This window comes from Achromobacter sp. Root170, from assembly GCF_001428165.1.
Classification (GTDB): Bacteria; Pseudomonadota; Gammaproteobacteria; order Burkholderiales; family Burkholderiaceae_B; genus Achromobacter; species Achromobacter mucicolens.
Genome location: NZ_LMHN01000016.1, coordinates 616,592 through 635,458 on the forward strand (window position 1 = coordinate 616,592; position 18,867 = coordinate 635,458).

Consider the following 18,867-nt stretch of genomic DNA (forward strand, 5'->3'; position numbering starts at 1 on the left):
TAAGACCCGAAAAAAAATCGAACCTTCTGTTCGGCCGCGCGTAGCGACTAGTACCGGCCTTCGCGCCTCACCCTCACAAGGAAAGACCATGCAGGACAAAGCACAAGACGTATTGGCGCAGGCCAGGACCCATGCGGCGCGTTGGACGGCGATCGCGGCGCGGCGCGTCAACCGCGGCGACGCGGCGGGCGCACTGCTGTTCCTGCTGGGCACGACGCTCTTTGCCGTCATTACCGTGCGCATGATGGGATCGGCCGCCAGCCTGAGCTTCTACGACCTGCTTCGCCTGCAGAACGGCGCCAGCCTGCAGGGTGCAATCGCAGGGCAGGGTGCGGGCGCGGGCGTGTATGCCGTGGTGTGGCTGCTGGCCGTTGCGGGGCCGCTGCTGCCTTCGCTCATGGAACATCGCGCGGCGCGCCTGGGCTATTTCGCGCCGCTGGCGTTGTGGGCCATTGCGCTGGCGGGCGTGGTTTCGCAAGTGCGGGAAGTCATGGACGCGACGCGCCAGTTCGCGGGTTTCATGGGCAGTTCGCGCGCCAGCCGCAGTCTGGCGGGCGACATGGCGTCCAACCTGTGGAACAGCCTGTCGTTCGGATTCGGCTTCTATCTGTGCGCGGCCATCGCCATCGCCTTTACCGTCCGCGGGATCGCCGCGATGCGCCGCCGCGCTTGATTTTCCGCCCCTGCGCGGCTAAGGTGCCGCAGCTCCCAGAATCCGAATCATGAATACGCTCGATTCCAAGCGTTACGTCATCAATAACGTCGACGCGCTGCTGCGCATCCTGCACGCCGACCCGCGCTACGCGCTGGCGTTTCGCAACAAGGCCGAGCAGCACATCACGCTGAAGCTGCGCAGGAAATTCTTCAATGCACCGCCGGAAGGCGTGGTGGATGCGTTCAATAACGCGCTCATGAAGTTCCTGCAGACGCGCTCCTTCAAGGACGAAGCCCTGTTGCACGGCCAGCCCGTGGGCGGATGGACGGCGCACGAGCTGGCGGTCAGCAAGCTGGGCGGCTACCTGTACCGCGGATCGCTGCATGAATTGATCCAGATCCATCGCCGCACGCGGCACGAAGTGCACTTGACTGGCCCGCAGGGCATTGAGGAAGGGGAGGACGCGGCGCTCGGCGATGCGCGGCACGTGGCTGATTCTTCCGAGTTCAACGACCCGGCGCGCGCCTACGAGCACCTGTCGATCATCAAGCGCATGCGCGATTGCATCAACAAACTCAGCGATACGCTGCGTACCACCATGTTCCTGTATCTGGACGACATGCCGATGGAGCAGATCGCGCGGCAGCAGGACCTGCACGTGCCCACCGTGAAGAGTCGCCTGCACGCCGCGCGCAAGCTGGTGACCGACTGCACGCGTAAAGGAATGGACCGATGATTCCCGAGGACCGAGTGCTGACCTATCTGTCGGGCGGCATGGATCCGGATGCCCGCCGGTCCTTCGAAGCGGACCTCGCGCGCGATCCCGCGCTGCGGGCAGAGCTTGAGGCGTGGCGCAACCTGGCACAAGCCCGCCAGCTGGCGCACAACGAGATCGGGCAGGCCGAGCGCGATGCCGCCTTTCTGCGCGCGTTAGCGCAGCAGCGTCCGCGGAACGCGCCAGCCTCCCGCGCGCGCCGGCTGTGGCAGTGGCTGTGGCCCACGCCCGCCAGCCCCTTGATGCCGCTGGGCTGGGCGCTGGCGATCGTGCTGTCCGTCATGGTGGCGCAACAGGCGCCCGTCGGTCCGGACGCTGGCGGCGCTGCGCCCGATGCGGTGCTGACGCGCGGGGGCGCCTCGTGCCCGCGTCTGGTGGTGGACCTGCCCGACGCGTTGACCGCCCGGCAACTGCGCAACACCCTGTCTCAGTACGCCGTGTCCATCGTCGACGGCCCCGACGCCGATGGCCGTTACGTCCTGGCCGCCACGCGCGAGTCGTCGCTGCGAGACGCCGCGGCGGCGCTGGGCGCGCTGTCCGCCACGGCAGCGCCGGCCGGCGCCTGCCCCACCCCTTGAAGCCCCCCCTTTGAAACCCCGTTCGCGAACCCTCATGAAGCGCATCGACCCACCCGCCCGTGCCAGCGCACCCATTTCGCGCTCACACCCCCTCATGCGGCGGCGTCTGCTGACGGCGTTGCTTGGCGCCGCCCTGAGCGGCGGACCGGCGACCGCCGTGTGGGCGGCCGGCAGCAACGCCAGAGGGCTGAACAATCGGAACATGATGGACGACGACCCGCCGCCGTCCGCCGCGCCGTCGAACCCGCCCGCCACGCCCGCGCCGGCGCCGGATGACGACCCCGCCGCCAGCGCGGCGGTGCCCAACCCCGAATCCAATGCGGCCTCCCAGGCGGACCGCGAGGCGGCGTCCAATCCGGCTGCTGCCCGGCGCCGTTACGCGCTGGTGATCGGCAACGCCCGCTACGCCGTGCCGGCCAACGCGCTCGTCAACCCGGTCAACGACGCGCGCCTGATCGCCGAGGCGCTGCGCCAGCGAAGCATCGATGTGACGCTGCTCACGGATCTGACCACCGCGCAGATGGAAGCCGCCGTCGACGAATTCGCCGATCGCGCCGCAGGCGGGGATCTGGCGCTGATGTACTTCGCCGGACACGCCGTCGCCGTGGACGACGTGAACTATCTGTTTGGCGTGGACCTGCCGTTGCCGCTGGGCGACGTGCGCATCCGCACGGCGCAGCAAAGTTCGCTAAGCCTGAGGCGCGTTTCGCAGGCCCTGCGGCGCGCCAACGTGCGCGCGCGCCTGATGGTGCTGGACGCCTGCCGCACCAACCTGACGCGCGGCACGCCTGCCGCCGGGCTGGTGCATGCCGTGCCCGCGGGCGGGGAGCTGATCGCGTTTTCGACGCAGCCCGGGGCGACCGCCGAGGACGGCTTCGGCAATCAAGGACCGCGTCACAGCCCTTATGCGTACTACTTTGCGCAGGGCCTGCGCGCGCTGCCCGCCACGGCGCCCGTGGAAACCTTCTTCAAGCAGTTGACCGCCGACGTGCAGGTGGCCACCGCCTACCGGCAGATTCCGCACTACGCCAGCAGCCTGGTCGGCACGGTGACCTTCACGACGCTGGCGGACGGGCAGACGCCCGCGACGCCCGGCGGATCCGGCGGCCAGACCGCGCAGGGCCGTGGCCCGTCGCCCACCCTGGGCCGCGACCTGATCAAGGCGCGCATGAGCGCATGGGAATACGAGATCGAGCGGGGCGCCCAGTATGTGGATGAACCCCGGCTGGCGTCGCTGCAGGCGCGCGCCAAGGCGGGCGACGTGGTCGCCATGACCACCTTGGGCCTGATCGCCGAGAACGGCGAGCACGTGCAACAGAACTACCCCGTCGCCGCCCGCTGGTACCAGCGCGCCGCCGACCAGGGCTTCGCACCCGCGCAGACCTACCTGGGCGAACTGACCGGCATGGGCCGCGGCGTGCCCAAGAACTACGCCGTGGCCGAACGCCTGTTCCGCGACGCGGCCGAGGCGGGACACCGGCGCGCGGCGCTGGACTTGCTGGACGTGCGCGCGCGCATGGGCGAACCGATCGACCCGCGCGAATGGGCCCGGGTGCTGCAAGACGCCGCGCTCAATCCCGTGGGCTTTCCGATGCCGGGCGGGGCGCCCATCCAGGGTCTGCCGGACATGCCGTGGATGCGCGCGCTGGGCGTGCGTCCCGGCCAGCCTTGACATCGCGGACGCCGGTCAAAGGCTGGATCCCCCATCGACCACCATCAGGCTGCCCGTGATATACGCGGCTTCGTCGGACGCAAGAAAGAGCGCCGCATTCGCGATATCCCAGGGACTTCCCTGACGGCCCATCGGGCATCGGGCGTCGCGCGCTTCATGGCCTTGCGCGGCAGCGTGCGCCGATGAGTAGAGCGCGTCCGCATGAGGCGTCCGGATCATGCCGGGGATGATGCAGTTGCAGCGGACCTGATCGGCTGCATACTGGCGGGCGATGACCCGCGTCATGTGATTGACCGCCGCCTTGGCGGTGCTGTACGAAAGAAATTGCATCGGACTCCATTTCAGACTGGCCGTCGACGAGACATTGACGATAGAGCCCCCGCCGCGCGCTTTCATTTGCGGCAGAAAGGCGCGCGCCATGGCCATGGACCCGCGTACATTGACCGTCATGACGCGATCCCATTCGTCATCCTGCACCGCAAGCAGGTCACCCTGGATCTCGATGCCGACGTTGTTGTGCAGGATGTCGATGCCGCCAAAACGATGCGCGATGTCCTGTGCAGCGTGGCCAATCCGGGCCGAATCGGTGACGTCAAGTTCGATGGCATGTGCCGCACCGCCCTCCGACAGAATTCTCTCGATTGTCTCCTGGGCGGCCGGCAAGGACCGGTCTGCGCAGATGACCGTTGCCCCTTCCTGGGCAAACCGAATCGCACAGGCGGCGCCATTGCCGACCAGATCGGGTGACGAGAATGCGCTTCGCAATGTGCCTGCGCCGGCGACCAGGGCAATCTTGGATTTCAACCGCATGGCTGATGGTCTCCGGGTTCAATCTCGCGTGAACTCGGCGCCGCCCTTCGGACGAATGTAGCGGGGCAGCGGCAGACCGGCCTTCCTGGCTGCGTCGATGATCGAGTCTTCGATGGCGCCCGCATCGCGAATGTTCGCGAACTGGCCATCAATGAAGTTGATGTTGGCGCCGAATACCACCATGAATCCCTCGGCAGGTTCCGTGGCGGTGTCGGGCACGGAAAAGGTGTGGACGGAGCCGCCGGGTTCGTACAGGTAACTGCCGGCTGTCTGCGGGTCGTTCGGATATTCGAGATAGTTCCACTGGCCCTTCGTCGTAAAGAAGTGGACGACGCCGGTATGGAAGTGGGTGGGAAGGCGAGTGCCCGGCGCGAACTTTCCGTACAGAACCCAGACGCCGTTTTCTCTATCGAGGAAGAGCGGAATGATCGAGGAGCCGGGCGCCGCGCCAGGAAGCTGCACGCCGTCTTCGATGTTGACGGTCAGCAGACGGTCTTGGTGGGTTTCTGTGTACGGAAGCGTCATGGAATTTTCCTTGGGTGAAGGGTCAACTGGGCGCCACGGGAGCGCATGACTCACGCAGTATCAGTTGTGTTTTGATGACAATGCGATCGCCTTGCTCTGAAGAATTCTGACGATCCAGTTGCTTGAGAACCTGCTGCGCCGCGCAAGTGCCCATCGCCTCCAGATCCCAACTGAGCGAGGTGATGGAAGGGCTGAACAGCCGAGACAGGTCGGTATCGCCGATGCTGATGACGCTGATGTCGTTCGGCACCGAGTCGCCGGTGTGTCGAAGGGCTTGAAGCACGCCGGACAGTATTCGCGTACCCAGGCAGACGAAGGCCGTGGGGCGGTTGGCATGCGACAGCAGCGACATGGCCTCGGCGAATGCAAACTGCATTGCTGACTGTTCGGCACGGATCAGTGCCGGGTCCGGCGAGATGCCGTGCACGTCGTAGGCATGACGAAAGCCCGCGATGCGCTCCTTTCCCGTACGCAAGTCGGTTCCTGGCGTAAGCAGGGCGATCCGCCGGTGACCCAGGTTGAGCAGATATTGCGTTGCCTGGAATGCCCCAGCCGCGTGATCCACATGGATACCAACGGAGGACGTACCGAACTCCCGATCCAGCGCCACGACCGGAATTTCCTGCGATAGCGCATCGATGAGATCGGCTGACTCTCTTTCGCAGGGCCCGAGGATCAACGCGTCAACCCGGCGGCCACGAAATATCTCGATCAATGACGCTTCACGCCGCCGCTCGTTATGGGTGCTGGCCACCAGCAGCGAGTAGCCCTCCGCCTGTAGCGCCGATTCCGTAGCGGTGATGATGCGTGCGTAAAGCGGATTGGCCAGATCTGACACCAGCAGCCCGATCACGCCTGAAGACTTTGTCCGCAGGCTTCTCGCGACGGCGTCCGGACGGTAGTCAAGACTGCGCGCGGCCTGTTCGACCGCAGCGATGGCTGACTCGCTGACGCGTCCTGTACGGTTGAGCGCGCGCGATGCCGTTCCCAGGGACACCCCGGCCTTCCTGGCAACATCGCGAATTGTGATCCGGTCTTTCATGATTGCGTTCTGTCCGTGCCAAAAGTGGCTAACATACACCGTCTTTGGCGCACGGCCGGCTAGGTTCGCACTCGGATCGGCGCGGACCCGTCCCACGATTCGCTGGCCTTTCTGATCTCTTCGAAATACTCGCCTTTTCCGCCTTTCATCTCGGAGATTTCGATCATGCCGCTGGGCAGGTCGGGGTGAACAAAGTACGAGAACCGGCCGCGCGTTCCCATCCGCCCTCCATGGCCTTCCACATAGCCGCGAGCGCTCAGGTGGGCGCAAAAGTCGTCAAAGTGGTCCAGCGTCCAGAACGCCACGTGTTGAGCGCACTCTCCGCCTTTGCGCAGGGAGTCCAGATACAGCGACGGCGCGTCATCCCGTTGCTGTATCAGCTCAATCTGAAGTGGCCCCGTATTGGCCAACGCGATGGAGAGGCGGGGAGGGCGGGATTGCTTGCCCTGGTAGCGGAACTCGGTGGTTCCCACTTCCTCCTTGTAGAACCACGGTCCCACGCCCAACACGTCAGACCAATGCTTCATGGCCTTCTCTATGTCGCGAACCACGTAGCCCACCTGCCGGACTCCCCCAAGGATCTTGCTCATGCTGTTTCCTTAATTCATGTATGCGCCGCCGTTGATGTCCAACGTCGTGCCGGTGATGTAAGTTGAGAGGTCGCTCGCCAGGAAGAGACAGCCGCCGGCGATTTCGTGTGGCCGCCCCGCCCGCCGCAATGGCCAGCCTTGAGCGGCTTCGTCCTTGCTTTCATCCGAGCGGCCAGTTCGGGAAAAGTCGGTGGTGATGAGCCCGGGTGATATGGCGTTGACGCGGATCCTGTATTGGCCTAATTCCTTGGCCATGGCGCGCGTGATGCCCTGCACGCCGGCTTTGGCGGCGCAATAATGGGCGCCGCCAAAGATGCCGCCGCCGTTCTGGGCGGAGAGCGAGGAAATCGAGATGATGCTTCCTGCCTGCTGCCCGATCATCCGTGCAATGACCGCCTGACTCAGATTGAAGACGCCAGTCAGGTTCACCCGCAGGATCCGATCGAAGTCCGCGGGAGATATCTCCTGGAAAGCCGCCTTTTGCGTGACGGCGGCATTGTTCACCAGCACGTCGATTCGGCCGCCGGCCCATTGCGTAACCGAATCGATTGCCGCGCGGCATTGCTGGGCGTCGCCGACATCGCAGCCTAAAGCAATGAGTCGGGATTGCGGCGCGCCGAGGTCTTCGGCGGCCTCGCGTATGCGAGCCGCGTCAAGGTCAAGGATGGCCACGCGGGCGCCATGCTCGAGGAATAGCTTGGCGGTTGCCTTGCCGATCCCCTTGGGATGGGCGGCGCCGGATATGACGGCGACACGGTCTTGAAGCAGGTTCATTGAGGTCTCGCGAAAGCGGCGACGAGCTCACTCGTCGCCGTGGAGATGCAGTTACTGGGGCTTGATGCCGGCGTCGCGGGCCACGGCTCGCCAGGCTTCGATATCAGCGATGTTGGCCTTTTCGTGCGCCGGTCCGGGAACGTAATTTGCCGTAATGCCCAATCCAAGCAGCTTGTCCTTGACGTCCGCTTCCTTGAGCACCTTTTCCAGCGTGTGGGACAGCTTGGCAACGATAGGCGTTGGCGTTCCGGCCGGAACGTACATGGCCCAGTTCAACTCGCGATCGAAGTCGATACCCTGTTCCTTGTAGCTCTGGATGTCCGGGACACTGGGCGATCGCTGGGTACAGACGGCCAAACCCTTGACCTTGTGCTGCGTGACCATCGGGGTCGCTGTGGCCATATCGACGAATCCGACGTCGACATGACCGCCCATGATGTCGGTCATGATCTGGGTGGTTCCCTTGTAGGGAACATGTTGCAGCTTCAGGCCACCCTTCTGCACGAGCACTTCTCCGCAGAAGTGGCCCGTCGAACCGATCCCCCAACTGCCGTACTGGACTGGATCGTTGCGGGAGGCGGCCAGGTTTTTGAGTTCAGCGATGTTGTTGGCGGCGAAGTTGTTGTTAGCCACGACCATGATGGCTGAATTGCCAATGGCTCCGAGCGATGTGAAGCTCTTTATCGGGTCGTATTGCAGATCCTTGTAGACGGAAGGAGACAGGATATGTGTCGTCATGCCGCCGATCGTGATCGTGTAGCCGTCAGGCGCCGCGCGCGCGACTGAAGCAATGCCGATGGTGCCGCCCGCGCCAGGCTTGTTCTCCACGATCACGGGTTGCTTCAGTTCGACGGCAAAGCGCTCTGCCAGGATCCTGCCCAGCGTGTCGCCGCCGCCGCCCGCGGAGAAGGGCAATAGCATGCGGATCGGGCGGTTCGGATAATCGTCGGCGTGGGCAGTTCCCATGCCGAGTACAGCGAGCAGCACGGCCGCTGCGGCAGACAGCTTCATCATTGTTGTCTCCTCGAGTTGGATTCCTGGTGCAGTGCCGGATGGCCCGCCCTGGCTGTTATGTGCAGAACAACTTCATGCTTCGCGCCTTCCCGCCTCCTGAACGGGAAAGCCTGTACTTCTACAGCAACCCGAGCGAACGCAGCTTGGCGTTTTGACAGGTATAGGGGCGCTCGCAGATCACCTTGTCCGAGTTCGGCGCAAATTCGAAGGACGCGGCCATGCGCACGCGGAACTTGCGGCCGGTCGGCTCGTAGGTCTTGCCATCGACGGTGAAGGGGCCGGCGTGCGTGCCGGACAGCCAGAACTCAACCAACACGGTGTCCGTTCCGTCGGCGGCGGCAACCGCGATGATCTCGTTCTTCAAGTCCGGGAATGACGCGCGCGATGACTGGAAATACCCCATGACTTCGCTCTCGCCGTCGAAAACGGCGCCGCTGGAGTGCATTTCATAGCGGGGGTGTTCGAAGGTGTCGATGACCTTGTCCCACTCCTGCGTGCATTCCAGCGCCATGTGATCCACCACGGTCTTGACCCGTGCTGCTTGCAAATCATCGCCCTTCATTTCTGCTCCTTGTGGAAACGTTTCCGCAAATTATCACGGGGTAGCAGCAGTGAAAAAATTAGGGATTACGATAATTGGTGGAAACGATAACGCGCGTTGTGAAGCGCAGTGGGGGCGGTGCGATACAGCGCCGCGGCGCGATCCGGTTTCTTCGGGCAGTTATCGCGCAGGCCGCGCTTTTCGACTTCGATGTCCGGGGTGGACGTGCCCGCCATGTACCGGCCTTGCGTCGCAGGTCGTCGGCATTGGCCAGGGGTCTGCGTGAAGACGGCCCGCTGGCCGCCTTCAGGCGTCAAGCCTCATTACCTTGCGTAGGGAACTGAGGGGAGCGAGCGTGGGTTTGCCGCGTTGCCCGACTTCCCGATCAGAAACTCTCCCAATCGTCATTCGACTGCGCAGGCTTGCTATCGCCCGGCACGCGCAGCGGCGCCTTAGGCTGCGCGGCCGGCTTCGCCTCGGCGCGGCGGGGCGACGCCGGTTTGCCGGCCGCAGCCGGGCGCGACGCGCTGGGCTTGGCCAGCGCGCGTTGCGGCTTTGCAGGCGGCGGCGCTGTCGGCTCGGGCTGCGTCTCGCGCGTCTGAGCAATGTGCGCCTGAGCGGGGCGTGCTTGCGCGATCTGCGCGTGCGCCACGGGGCGCGGCGCTTCGTCTTCGGCCAGGCGGAACACGCTGACCAGCTTCACCAGCGTTGCGGCCTGGGCGTTCAGGCTGTGCGCGGCCGCGGCGGATTCTTCCACCAGCGACGCGTTCTGCTGCGTGGTCTGGTCTAGCTGGTTGATGGCGTCGCCCACCTGCGAGATGCCTTGTCCCTGCTCGTGCGCGGCGGCGCCGATTTCGGCAATCAGGTCGGCCACGCGGCGCACCTGGGTGACGATGTCGTTCATCGTGCTGCCCGCTTCGCCCACCAGGTTGGAACCGGCTTCGACGTTGCCGACGCTGTCGCCGATCAGTTGCTTGATTTCCTTGGCGGCGCTGGCGCTGCGCTGGGCCAGTGCACGCACTTCGCTGGCCACGACGGCAAAGCCGCGGCCCTGTTCGCCGGCGCGGGCGGCTTCGACGGCCGCGTTCAGCGCGAGGATGTTGGTCTGGAACGCGATGGAATCGATGACGGCGATGATGTCGACGATCTTGCGCGAACTGGCGGAGATGGCGTCCATGGTGCTGACCACGTTGCCGACCACTTGGCCTCCGCGCGCGGCGGCTTCGCTTGCCGAGCCGGCCAGGCTGGCGGCCATCTGCACGGACTCCAGGTTCTGCTTGACCGCCGCGTTCATCTCTTCCATCGAGGCCGCGGTCTCTTCGACGTTGGCGGCCTGCTCTTCGGTGCGCTGGCTGAGATCGGTATTGCCGGTGGAGATCTGGGTGGCGCCCGTGGCGATCGATTCGCTGGACTGGCGCACCTGGCTGACCAGTTGCGCCAGGTTGGCGCGCATGGCGTCCATGTTGGCGAGCACGCTGGTCTGGTCGCCGTCGCGGCGCTGCACGCGCACGGCGAGGTTGCCCTTTGCGACTTCCTGCGCGATCTGGGCCGCGTAGGCGGGTTCGCCGCCCAGGCGGCGCATGACGGAACGCACGAGGCCCAGGCCCAGGATGCTGCCGATCAGCGCGCACAGCACGATCAGCGCGGTCAGTGTCCAGAACGTGCGTTCGACTGCCGCGGCGGCGTCTTCGGTATCCAGGCGGGCCAGCTCTTCCTGGCGCTTGGCCGCTTCCATCAGGATATTGCGCGCGGCCACGTGCAGTTCGGCCGAGTCCTTGTGCAGCACGGTCATCGCGGTCGGATCGTTGCGGTCGGCCAGTCCCTTCACGTCGTTCACGGCCGCCTTGTAGCGGGTCCAGGTGTCGGCCAGCTTGCCGCCCAGAGCGCGCAGGGCAGGGTCCTGCTCCTGCTGCAGGCGGTCACGCGCCTGCAGCACCGATTTCTCGGAATCGTCGTTCAGGCGCAGTTCGTTCTGCCGGGCTTGCGGATCGGTGTTCCAGATGTAGACGTACATGCGCCGGAAGTGCGTGGCGCCTTGCCGGGCGGCGTCGACGACGACGCGCAGCGGCATGACGGTTTCCGTGTACATGGCGCGCTGCTTCTGGCTGATGCTCCAGAGCTGCTGCATGGCGATGGCGCCGACGGCCACCAGCATCAAGATGAAAAAAAGCACCAGTGCAGTCAGGCTGCTCCGGAGAGAGAGATTTCTGAGTTTGGACATGATGGGCACGCGACGGGGCGGAATGCGCCCTCCACCCGGCCACTACAGCACGTTTTGCTGCACTGCAATACGGAGAACTACGGGTGAAAATGGCGGATTGGCGCTATCTGCCCACCTGCACATGCTCCACGCGGTTGCGCCCGTTGTTCTTGGCCAGGTACAGCGCCTGATCCACGCCCTTGATGAAGTCGGCCGCCGTCACCGGGCCGGCCGGCGACACCGTGCCCGCGCCGGCGCTGACCGTTACGCGCCTGCCGTGCGGCGACAGCGCGTGGACGATGGCCTTTTTTTGAAGCTGGCGCTGGCAGCGTTCGGCGACTTTGCGGGCGACCTCGGCGTCGGCCTCGGGCAGCAGCACCACGAATTCCTCTCCGCCGTAGCGCGCAACCAGGTCGCGCGGCCCGTCCAGCGCCAGGCTCAGCGTCTCGGCGATTTCGATCAGGCACTTGTCGCCCTGCGTGTGGCCATACAGGTCGTTGTATTGCTTGAAGAAATCGACGTCGAAGAGCAGTACCGACAGGGGCTGCCCCTCGCCGCGCGCACGCTCCCATTCCAGTTCGAAACTGCTGTCGAAGCGGCGCCGGTTGGCGATGTTGGTCAAGCCGTCCTTGAAGGACAGCACTTCCAGCTCTTTCTGCAGGCTGAGCAGCTTTTCCTCGGTCTTCTTGCGTTCGGTGATGTCGAACATGAAGCCGATCAAGGCCTCGGGCTCGCCGCTTTCCGTGCGCACGACGTGAACCACGTCGCGGATCCAGACGTACCCGTTGTCGCGAGTCAGCGCCCGGTAGTCGGCCTCGTGGTCGATGCCGGCCTGGGACTGCGAGACGCAGAAGTTCACCACGTACTCGCGATCCTCGGGGTGCATGCGCATGGCCCAGTCCTCGACGCTGACCCAGCTGTCGGCGCGCCAGCCCAGCAACGCTTCGATCTGGGGGCCGATGTAGGCGAACTTCATGGTGGCCCAATCGATCTTCCAGGGAATCGCCTTGGTCGATTCCAGCAAAGTCCTGTACACCGCGTTGTCGTTGAGAAGCGTGCTGTCGTCGGCCATGCTCGATCCTTCGTGGATTCCGATGAACGGGCACTTTAGCCCGAAGCGTGTGGTGGCGGGAATGGTGGGACGCGATCCGGCGAATGTCGACATTCGACCCGCGCCCGCCCGCTTTACTTTCGGACCCAGCGCCCCAGTCCGGCGCCGTCGTAGTACTGGATGTCAAAGCCCTGGGCCCGGCCCTTGTCCATCTTGAAGACAATCGATGCGCGCGAGCCGATCATTTCGGCTTCGCCGGCCGGCGAAAAGGCGAACGTGTCGCCGTCCCAGTGGCTTACGGGAAAGCGCATGTCCTTGGGGCCGAGCACCAGCGTCAGCGCGCCTTTCGCCTCCTCGATCCGGGCGGGGCCGTAATAGGGGTTGTCGAACGTGCCGGTGTATTGCGGCAACGCTTTCGGCGCAGCGGGCTTGGCGGGGGCGGCTTTCCCGGTCAGATCGGCCTGCGGCTCGAAAAGCACCTTCATGGCGCCGTGGTACGCCGCAAACCAGTCGCGGCTCGGCTGGCCGTACAGCGCGGTGTCGATGAATGTGGCCGCGACGGCTTCGGCCGCGCCCACCGGCGCGCCATTGGTCAGCACGACGATGCCGATGCCGGCGGAAGGGACGATGCGAAACGTCGTTCCCGTGCCCGCGAGGAATGCGCCGGAATGTCCCATCGACGGCCGTCCGCCCGTTTCCGTGTTGACGTTGAATCCATAGCCATAAAAGCCGGAACGCGCATCCACATCGGGCGCGCGCGCACTGAAGGCTTGAGGCGACAGCGCTGGCAGCAACGCGCCGGGGGCGGCCAGCGGCTTGCCCTGGTGCTGCCCGTCGGCCAGCAGCAGTTTCAGCCACTGCGCCAGATCCACCACCGTGGAGGACACGCCGCCCGCGGGCGCCTGGGCATCGGCGTTGCGCTGGCCCGCCTGTACGAAGCGGCCGTTCTGGTAGGCATGCAGCAAGGCGCGATTGGCCTGGGCCTCGAAGGCTGCATGGCGGTAGCTGGTCGACGCCATGCCCAGCGGCTTGAACAGCTGTTCGTCGGCAAGCTGCTCCCAGAGTCGTCCCGCTGCCTTGGCCACGGCCTCGGCGCCTATCGTGGTGCTGAAGTTGGCGTAGTGGTACGACGTGCGAAAGGGGGTGAGCGGCACGAGGCGCAGGCGCGCGATGACGTCGTTGCGGGAAAAGCCCAGGTCCTCCAGATCGTCTCCCGCCGTGCCCGGCAGCCCGGTGCGGTGCGCGAAGAAGTCGCCGATGGTGGCGTGTTGGGACACATAGGCGTTGCTGAGCGCAAAGCCAGGCAGGTGACGCGACACGGGGTCGTCCCACGCCACCTTGCCCCGCGTGATTTCGATGGCCGCGACGGTTGCCGACAACGACTTGGAGATGGACGCGATCTGGAACACGGTGTTGGCATCCACCGGCGCGTCCTTGCCGGCCTCGCGCGTGCCGTAGCCTTGCGCCAGCACGGTCTTGCCGTCGATGACGACGGCCACGGCAAGGCCGGGCACCTGGCTGCGTTTCATGATGTCCGTGACGATGCCGGGCAAGTCCCGCACGGCGCGTTCGCGGCTGCCGGCCGGGATGGCGACCGCGTCCGCCGGCGGGTAGTCGGCGCGGGTAATCGGCACCGGCTGCGACCCGGCCGGCATGACGCCGCCCAGGGCCAGAACGATCGTTGCGGTGATGCGCGTGATGGTGTTGTTCATGTCGGCCTCAGAATCCTGCCTGGTAAGCGATGCGGAAAACGCCCTGGTTGATGCGCAGGGCCTGGTCACGCTGATGCGTCAGCCCGGCCTGCACGATCAATCCCAAGGGCGTGACGTAGGTGACTGCGCCCGATACTCCCCAATCCGTGCCGTCCTGCCAGCCATGCCGCGCCAGTGTCTGGCCGCCGCCGGTCAGCTTGCGCGCGGCGGCCGTCGCGGTAACCTGCCAGCGGTCACGAGACAACGACACCGAGGTTACGCCATTGCCGTTGGCGACCGGCGTGCCGCGAAAGGCGCTGGAGTAGGTGGCTTCGTTGAACCAGTTCAGGTGCCATGCGTTGCCCAGCGGCGTGTCGTAGCTCAGGCGGGCCGATACCGTGTTGGCGCTTTTTCCCTGGTCCGGATCCAGGTGCAGCCGGCCGGCGTCCACCCCGCCCGAGACGCCCGGCAATCCGGGCAGATCGCGAAAGTCGTACGACACGACGAATGACTTGAGCTGGTCGCTGAACAGGGGCGGTTCATCGGGCCCGAGCAGGCCGCCGTCCAGGCTGAACCGGCGGTTCATGGCGGTGTTGTCGCGCTTGAACAGGATGACGGCGACCGAGTGCGCGCCGCGGCCCGCGGTGTCCAGGGTGTAGCGTCCGCCCACACCGATCGAGCCGCGGAATTCCGAGTTCTCGTTGAATCCCGAATACAGGCCGTCCACGATGTGCCAGGCGTCGCCAAATCCCAGGTCCATCTTGCCGCCGTAGAGCGCGTAGTTGTCGGCGGTGTAGGCGGCAAAAAGGTTGTCCAGATTCACGCCCAGATCGGAAAACGCGTTGTCCTTGGTGTCGTTGGTGGACGAGTTGAAGGTTGCCTTGGTCCGGACCGAGAACGCCCGCGTCAATTGCAGCACCAGCGCCGCCTCAGCCGTCGGTTGCACGCTGCTCCAGTGCGAGCGAGGCAGCTGGCCGTTGTCGTCCCGCACGCCAAAAAAGCCCGTGTAGCCAGTCATCATCAGAAATCTGCCGTTCAGGCGCGGATACGAGTCGTCGCCGCCCGACAGGTCGCTGTAGGGCGTAAGGAAGATTTCGGTCTTGAAAATGTCTTGCGCCTGCTGCGCCCACGCGCCCTGCGCGGCCCACGCCAGCAACAGCGCCGCTGCGGCCAGGCGCGGCGCACGAAGGCGCCGCATCACCGGCCCAGCTCGGCCGCCAGTTCGCGCACCTGCGCATGGATGTTGTTGAACATCCCGAAGTTCACCCGGCTGGCGACGACGAACACGCCCAGGTCGCGGTTGGGCGACAGGACGGCGTAGGACATGAAGCCGCCGATGCCGCCGCTCTTGCCCAGCAGGAACGGCGTGCCGTTGCGCGGCAGGGTCACCACCCAGCCCAGCCCCATGCCGTCGCCATCCGTGACTTCCGTGCCCACGACGGACTTCAGCCCGTCGTACGGCAGCCACATCGTGTGGGCCAGGAGCGCGGCCTCGCGGGCTTGCCGGGCGCCATCCAGATGCCAGCGCATCCAGCGCACCATGTCGTCCGCCGTGGCATAGATTCCGGCGCTGGCGTACATGATGTCGGGCGCCACCGCATTGGGATCCGGCTTGTCGAAGGGATCCAGACCGGTCATCAGACGTTTTTTCTGCGCCTCGGTCAGCATGTTGGTGGCGTCGGTCATGCCGGCGGGCTTGAAGACCTCGTTGGCGAGCACGGTCGAATAGTCCGCGCCGCCCGCCTTGGCCAGCGCGTCGCCCAACAGGCCATAACCCAGGTTGGAGTACAGCGTGGTGGTGCCCGGCGCATAGGCCGGCTTGTGGGTGCCCATCCACTTCCAGTAATAGGCGCGGTCGAAGGCGTTGAACGGGTTGTCGGAGGGCTTGGCGTCGGGATTGGGCAATTCGCGGGGCAGGCCGGCCGAATGCGTTGCCAGGTCCAGCAGCGTGATCGGCCGGCCGTTGGCGTCGACCTTGGCTTGATCGGGCGCGTACTTCGCAAGCGGATCGGTCAGCTTGAGCTTGCCCTTGGCCGCCAACGACGCGAGCACATCGCCGGCAAACACCTTGGACACCGACGCGATGCGGAAAATGGATTGGCCGTCGGGTTCGACGCCGCTGCCGGGCGCGGTCTCGCCATAGCCCTGCACAACGACGTCATTGCCGCGCACCGCCGCGATGATCAGGGCGGGCGCGCCGGCGTTCAGGTAGAGCTGCATGCCGGCCATGGAAACGGCATCCTGCAGGGCAAGGTCAGTTGCCCGGGCCGGGCCGGAAGCCAGTGCGCAGACAGCGCTCAAGGCAAGAAGGGAGATGCGCGGCAGAAGGCGGGACGTCAGCATGCGGTTCTCTCGAAGAGGCGCGGCTGGGGGTGTCCCGTCCGCATGCCGCGATGATCCCAAAATCCGCCGACGCAGCCATCTGCGCCAGGATGAAACAACATTCCCGCATGATGAATGGCATATTGGGCGGCGCCGCAACCGGCAAACCCGGGCTCAAAGCCCCATGCGCTCGCGCAGCGGCTTGCGATAGGCGCGGGACACCGGCCAGGCGTCGTCCACGGCCCGCATCCGGATCTGCCACTTGTCGACGCTTCTGCGGTCCACGTCCATGACATGCAACGCGTTCGCAATGGCGGTGCGGTGCACCCGGAAGAATGTCTGCTCGGGCAGCAGCGTCGACCAGACGCCGAGCGCGCGCGAGTCCAGCACCATCGATCCGTCCTCAAGCCAGATTTCGCTGTAATTGCCGGCTGAGCGCACGCCGACGATGGCCTCTGGCTGCACGCCGCGGACCACGCCGCGCATGCTCAGGTACACCACTGACGCGGCAGGGTTGCCCAGCGGCGCACGAGTGCGGCCGCTGCCGTACTTGGCCTGACCGATGAGGTTCGCGCATTGGTACAGGGCGCCGACCTCGGCGGCGGACCAGTGCCGGTGGCGCAACGTGGTGTCAAAGCCGATGATGCCTTGCAGCTTGCCGTCATGAGAGACCGGCACGCTCAGCACGCTCTTGTTGCCCTGGCGCTGGAACTCGGCCTGGATGGTGCGCGCGGTGCGGGGCAGGTCGTTGACGTCGTGGATGGCGACCGCCTGGCCCTTGACCATGAAGCGGTGCAGCCAGGCGATCAGCGTGGTGGGCACATCCTGCAGCTCGGCGACGAAAGGTTCGGTCTGGCCGCGGCACCATTCGTGCGTATTGCGCAGCCGCAGCATGTCCGGGCGGTACTCGATCATCCAGGAGCGGTCGATGTCGGAGGTTTCACCCATGTAGGCAAGCTGCTCGGAGATCGCATCGTCCGCGGGCAGCTTGAGCAGGCTCATCGCGCAGTGGTAGACCCATTCCGATGACGGGTCCGGCTGGAGCAGGGTGACGGGGTGAGTCTGGTATTGGCCAACATCATCCTTCACGGGCGGATCCTCTTGAGGCGGCGACGCGCTTCGGGGGCGCGCTGTCGGACGCGCGCGGCTCGGCGGAATTCTCCTACCGGCGGCGCGGCATGACAACTGCAGGTCGCGGCCAGGTGCCCAGCCAGATACCGTCTTGACCGTCAAGCGTTCAGGCGTAGTCGGGCCGATACGGTGTCCGAGTTTTAAGCACGCCGAAGCATAGATGCACCAGCTTTCTCATGGNGCCCTAGGCTACCGTCCAGTGTCCAGCCGGCTCAGAGGTGCGGAACCGAGGCGTAATCTGAACCACAAAGTCCAGGCTCTAGGTGTCTGAACACGCTCATCGGTCCGCTTGTAGCGATAGCTAATCACTACAGTGGCCAAGATACAGATACCGTCTTGACCGTCAAGCGTTCAGGCGTAGTCGGGCCGATACGGTGTCCGAGTTTTAAGCACGCCGAAGCATAGATGCACCAGCTTTCTCATGGCCGCGCCTAGCGCGGCCATTTTGCTCTTTCCAGCTGCTAAGAGCCGCGCGTAAAGCGCACCAACGTGTGGGTTGAAGCGCTTGCTGACGATAGCGGCCATGTAGAGGGTGGCACGTACCGTGCTGGGACCCGTTTTAGATAGCCGCGGCCGGCTGTTCAGACTGGTGCCGGACTGGCGTTGCACCGGCACCMCCCCCAGGTAGGAGGCCAAGCCCTCGGCTGACTCGATAGGTCGGTTATGCATGATCGACAGGATCGAGTTCCCCGCTCGATCCCCGATGCCGGGGATGCTGGTCAGCAGTTCCCGATCCTCCTTCAGGTCCGGGTGGCGGTCGGTTATGCATGATCGACAGGATCGAGTTCCCCGCTCGATCCCCGATGCCGGGGATGCTGGTCAGCAGTTCCCGATCCTCCTTCAGGTCCGGGTGGCGGTCGATGTGGTCATTGATCGCATGATCCAGGCGTTTGATCTCTTCGCGCAGGAACGCGATCGTTTTGGCGATGGATCCCTCGACCAGCACGGGTGGATCACTGAACTGCGTCTTCTCCTGGCGATTGAGTTCGCGCTGCAGATCCTTGGCCAGCGCGTCGCGCCGAGCCAACAAGGCCCGTAGTTGACGGGCATGCAGCGGYGCGGGGCGCCACAGCCCAGGCTTGAGCGCCTGACCGTAGCGGGCCAGCACGTAGCTATCGATCCCATCGGTTTTGGAGCGCACCGCCAGCGCMCCGGCGAAGTCGCGCACCTGGGCAGGGTTGACCAACGAGACACYGACYGAAGCRTCATGCAGGGCCGTGGCRGCCTGCTCRTGRTATTGCCCTGTGGGCTCGAGCACGGCATGCAACTGCGCCGGCTCGGCTCCCTGCTTGGCGCACCACTGCAGCAGCGTCTGCACGCCCGCTATCGAGTTGGGTACGACCTTGGTCTTGCGTTTGTTGGCATCGCTGCCAAGCAGCGCGCAATCYAGCTTCGCCTTAGAAACGTCAATTCCGAGAAAAAACATAAACCTAAGCTCCCTTGCCAATACCAAAGAAGCCCGCTGCGCCCACTTGCCTTGTACATACAGGGTCCAA

18 protein-coding genes and 1 pseudogene are annotated in these 18,867 nt (G+C 65.1%); 4 read left to right on the forward strand and 15 right to left on the reverse strand.

Annotated features, from left to right (window positions below):
- Positions 1-88 precede the first annotated feature (88 nt).
- From ASD87_RS20685 to ASD87_RS20700, 4 genes are read left to right on the forward strand one after another with little or no spacing between them, the layout of a single operon-like run.
- Positions 89-673, forward strand: a complete 585-nt coding sequence (locus ASD87_RS20685; protein WP_056325871.1) for a hypothetical protein — start codon at positions 89-91, stop codon at positions 671-673.
- Between the two features lie 49 nt (positions 674-722).
- Positions 723-1,391: an RNA polymerase sigma factor gene (locus ASD87_RS20690; protein ID WP_056325874.1), complete on the forward strand. Its 669-nt coding sequence runs from the start codon at positions 723-725 to the stop codon at positions 1,389-1,391.
- Positions 1,388-2,008, forward strand: a complete 621-nt coding sequence (locus ASD87_RS20695; protein ID WP_235512770.1) for a hypothetical protein — start codon at positions 1,388-1,390, stop codon at positions 2,006-2,008. Before ASD87_RS20690 ends, ASD87_RS20695 begins: the two co-directional genes overlap by 4 nt.
- Positions 2,009-2,042: 34 nt before the next feature.
- Positions 2,043-3,680, forward strand: coding sequence for a caspase family protein (locus ASD87_RS20700; RefSeq protein ID WP_235512771.1), 1,638 nt, complete (start codon positions 2,043-2,045; stop codon positions 3,678-3,680).
- A 15-nt stretch (positions 3,681-3,695) separates the two neighbouring features.
- Here the strand turns inward: ASD87_RS20700 and ASD87_RS20705 are convergent, their stop codons facing one another.
- The 15 genes and pseudogenes from ASD87_RS20705 to ASD87_RS20770 form a co-directional block, all read right to left on the reverse strand.
- The gene (locus ASD87_RS20705; RefSeq protein ID WP_056325878.1) at positions 3,696-4,490 is read right to left on the reverse strand and encodes an SDR family NAD(P)-dependent oxidoreductase; all 795 of its coding nucleotides are present in this window, start codon (positions 4,488-4,490) and stop codon (positions 3,696-3,698) included.
- 18 nt (positions 4,491-4,508) lie between these two features.
- A complete protein-coding gene (locus ASD87_RS20710) occupies positions 4,509-5,015 on the reverse strand; it encodes a 2,4'-dihydroxyacetophenone dioxygenase family protein (RefSeq protein WP_056325881.1) in 507 nt (168 codons plus the stop codon).
- Between the two features lie 22 nt (positions 5,016-5,037).
- On the reverse strand, positions 5,038-6,057 hold the full coding sequence (locus ASD87_RS20715; RefSeq protein ID WP_056325884.1) for a LacI family DNA-binding transcriptional regulator: 1,020 nt from the start codon (positions 6,055-6,057) through the stop codon (positions 5,038-5,040).
- 59 nt (positions 6,058-6,116) lie between these two features.
- On the reverse strand, positions 6,117-6,647 hold the full coding sequence (locus ASD87_RS20720) for a VOC family protein (protein WP_056325888.1): 531 nt from the start codon (positions 6,645-6,647) through the stop codon (positions 6,117-6,119).
- Between the two features lie 9 nt (positions 6,648-6,656).
- Positions 6,657-7,421: an SDR family NAD(P)-dependent oxidoreductase gene (locus ASD87_RS20725; protein ID WP_056325891.1), complete on the reverse strand. Its 765-nt coding sequence runs from the start codon at positions 7,419-7,421 to the stop codon at positions 6,657-6,659.
- 51 nt (positions 7,422-7,472) lie between these two features.
- Positions 7,473-8,435 carry a tripartite tricarboxylate transporter substrate binding protein gene (locus ASD87_RS20730; protein WP_082586375.1) on the reverse strand — a complete coding sequence of 321 codons (963 nt, stop codon included), beginning with the start codon at positions 8,433-8,435 and terminating at the stop codon, positions 7,473-7,475.
- A 118-nt stretch (positions 8,436-8,553) separates the two neighbouring features.
- On the reverse strand, positions 8,554-8,997 hold the full coding sequence (locus tag ASD87_RS20735; RefSeq protein ID WP_056325894.1) for a nuclear transport factor 2 family protein: 444 nt from the start codon (positions 8,995-8,997) through the stop codon (positions 8,554-8,556).
- A gap of 65 nt (positions 8,998-9,062) precedes the next feature.
- The gene (locus ASD87_RS27010; RefSeq protein WP_156403477.1) at positions 9,063-9,212 is read right to left on the reverse strand and encodes a hypothetical protein; all 150 of its coding nucleotides are present in this window, start codon (positions 9,210-9,212) and stop codon (positions 9,063-9,065) included.
- A gap of 149 nt (positions 9,213-9,361) precedes the next feature.
- The gene (locus ASD87_RS20740; RefSeq protein ID WP_082586376.1) at positions 9,362-11,197 is read right to left on the reverse strand and encodes a methyl-accepting chemotaxis protein; all 1,836 of its coding nucleotides are present in this window, start codon (positions 11,195-11,197) and stop codon (positions 9,362-9,364) included.
- Positions 11,198-11,300: 103 nt separating this feature from the next.
- Positions 11,301-12,248, reverse strand: coding sequence for a sensor domain-containing diguanylate cyclase (locus ASD87_RS20745; protein WP_056325897.1), 948 nt, complete (start codon positions 12,246-12,248; stop codon positions 11,301-11,303).
- 113 nt (positions 12,249-12,361) lie between these two features.
- Positions 12,362-13,939, reverse strand: a complete 1,578-nt coding sequence (locus ASD87_RS20750) for a serine hydrolase (protein ID WP_056325902.1) — start codon at positions 13,937-13,939, stop codon at positions 12,362-12,364.
- Between the two features lie 7 nt (positions 13,940-13,946).
- Positions 13,947-15,116, reverse strand: a complete 1,170-nt coding sequence (locus ASD87_RS20755) for a hypothetical protein (RefSeq protein ID WP_056325904.1) — start codon at positions 15,114-15,116, stop codon at positions 13,947-13,949.
- The gene (ampH, locus tag ASD87_RS20760; protein WP_056325910.1) at positions 15,116-16,261 is read right to left on the reverse strand and encodes a D-alanyl-D-alanine-carboxypeptidase/endopeptidase AmpH; all 1,146 of its coding nucleotides are present in this window, start codon (positions 16,259-16,261) and stop codon (positions 15,116-15,118) included. Before ampH ends, ASD87_RS20755 begins: the two co-directional genes overlap by 1 nt.
- A 153-nt stretch (positions 16,262-16,414) precedes the next feature.
- Complete coding sequence (locus tag ASD87_RS20765; RefSeq protein WP_235512773.1) at positions 16,415-17,329, reverse strand: GAF domain-containing DNA-binding protein; 915 nt, start codon at positions 17,327-17,329, stop codon at positions 16,415-16,417.
- Positions 17,330-17,722: 393 nt separating this feature from the next.
- Positions 17,723-18,797: pseudogene (locus ASD87_RS20770) on the reverse strand (IS110 family transposase).
- Positions 18,798-18,867: the final 70 nt, after the last annotated feature.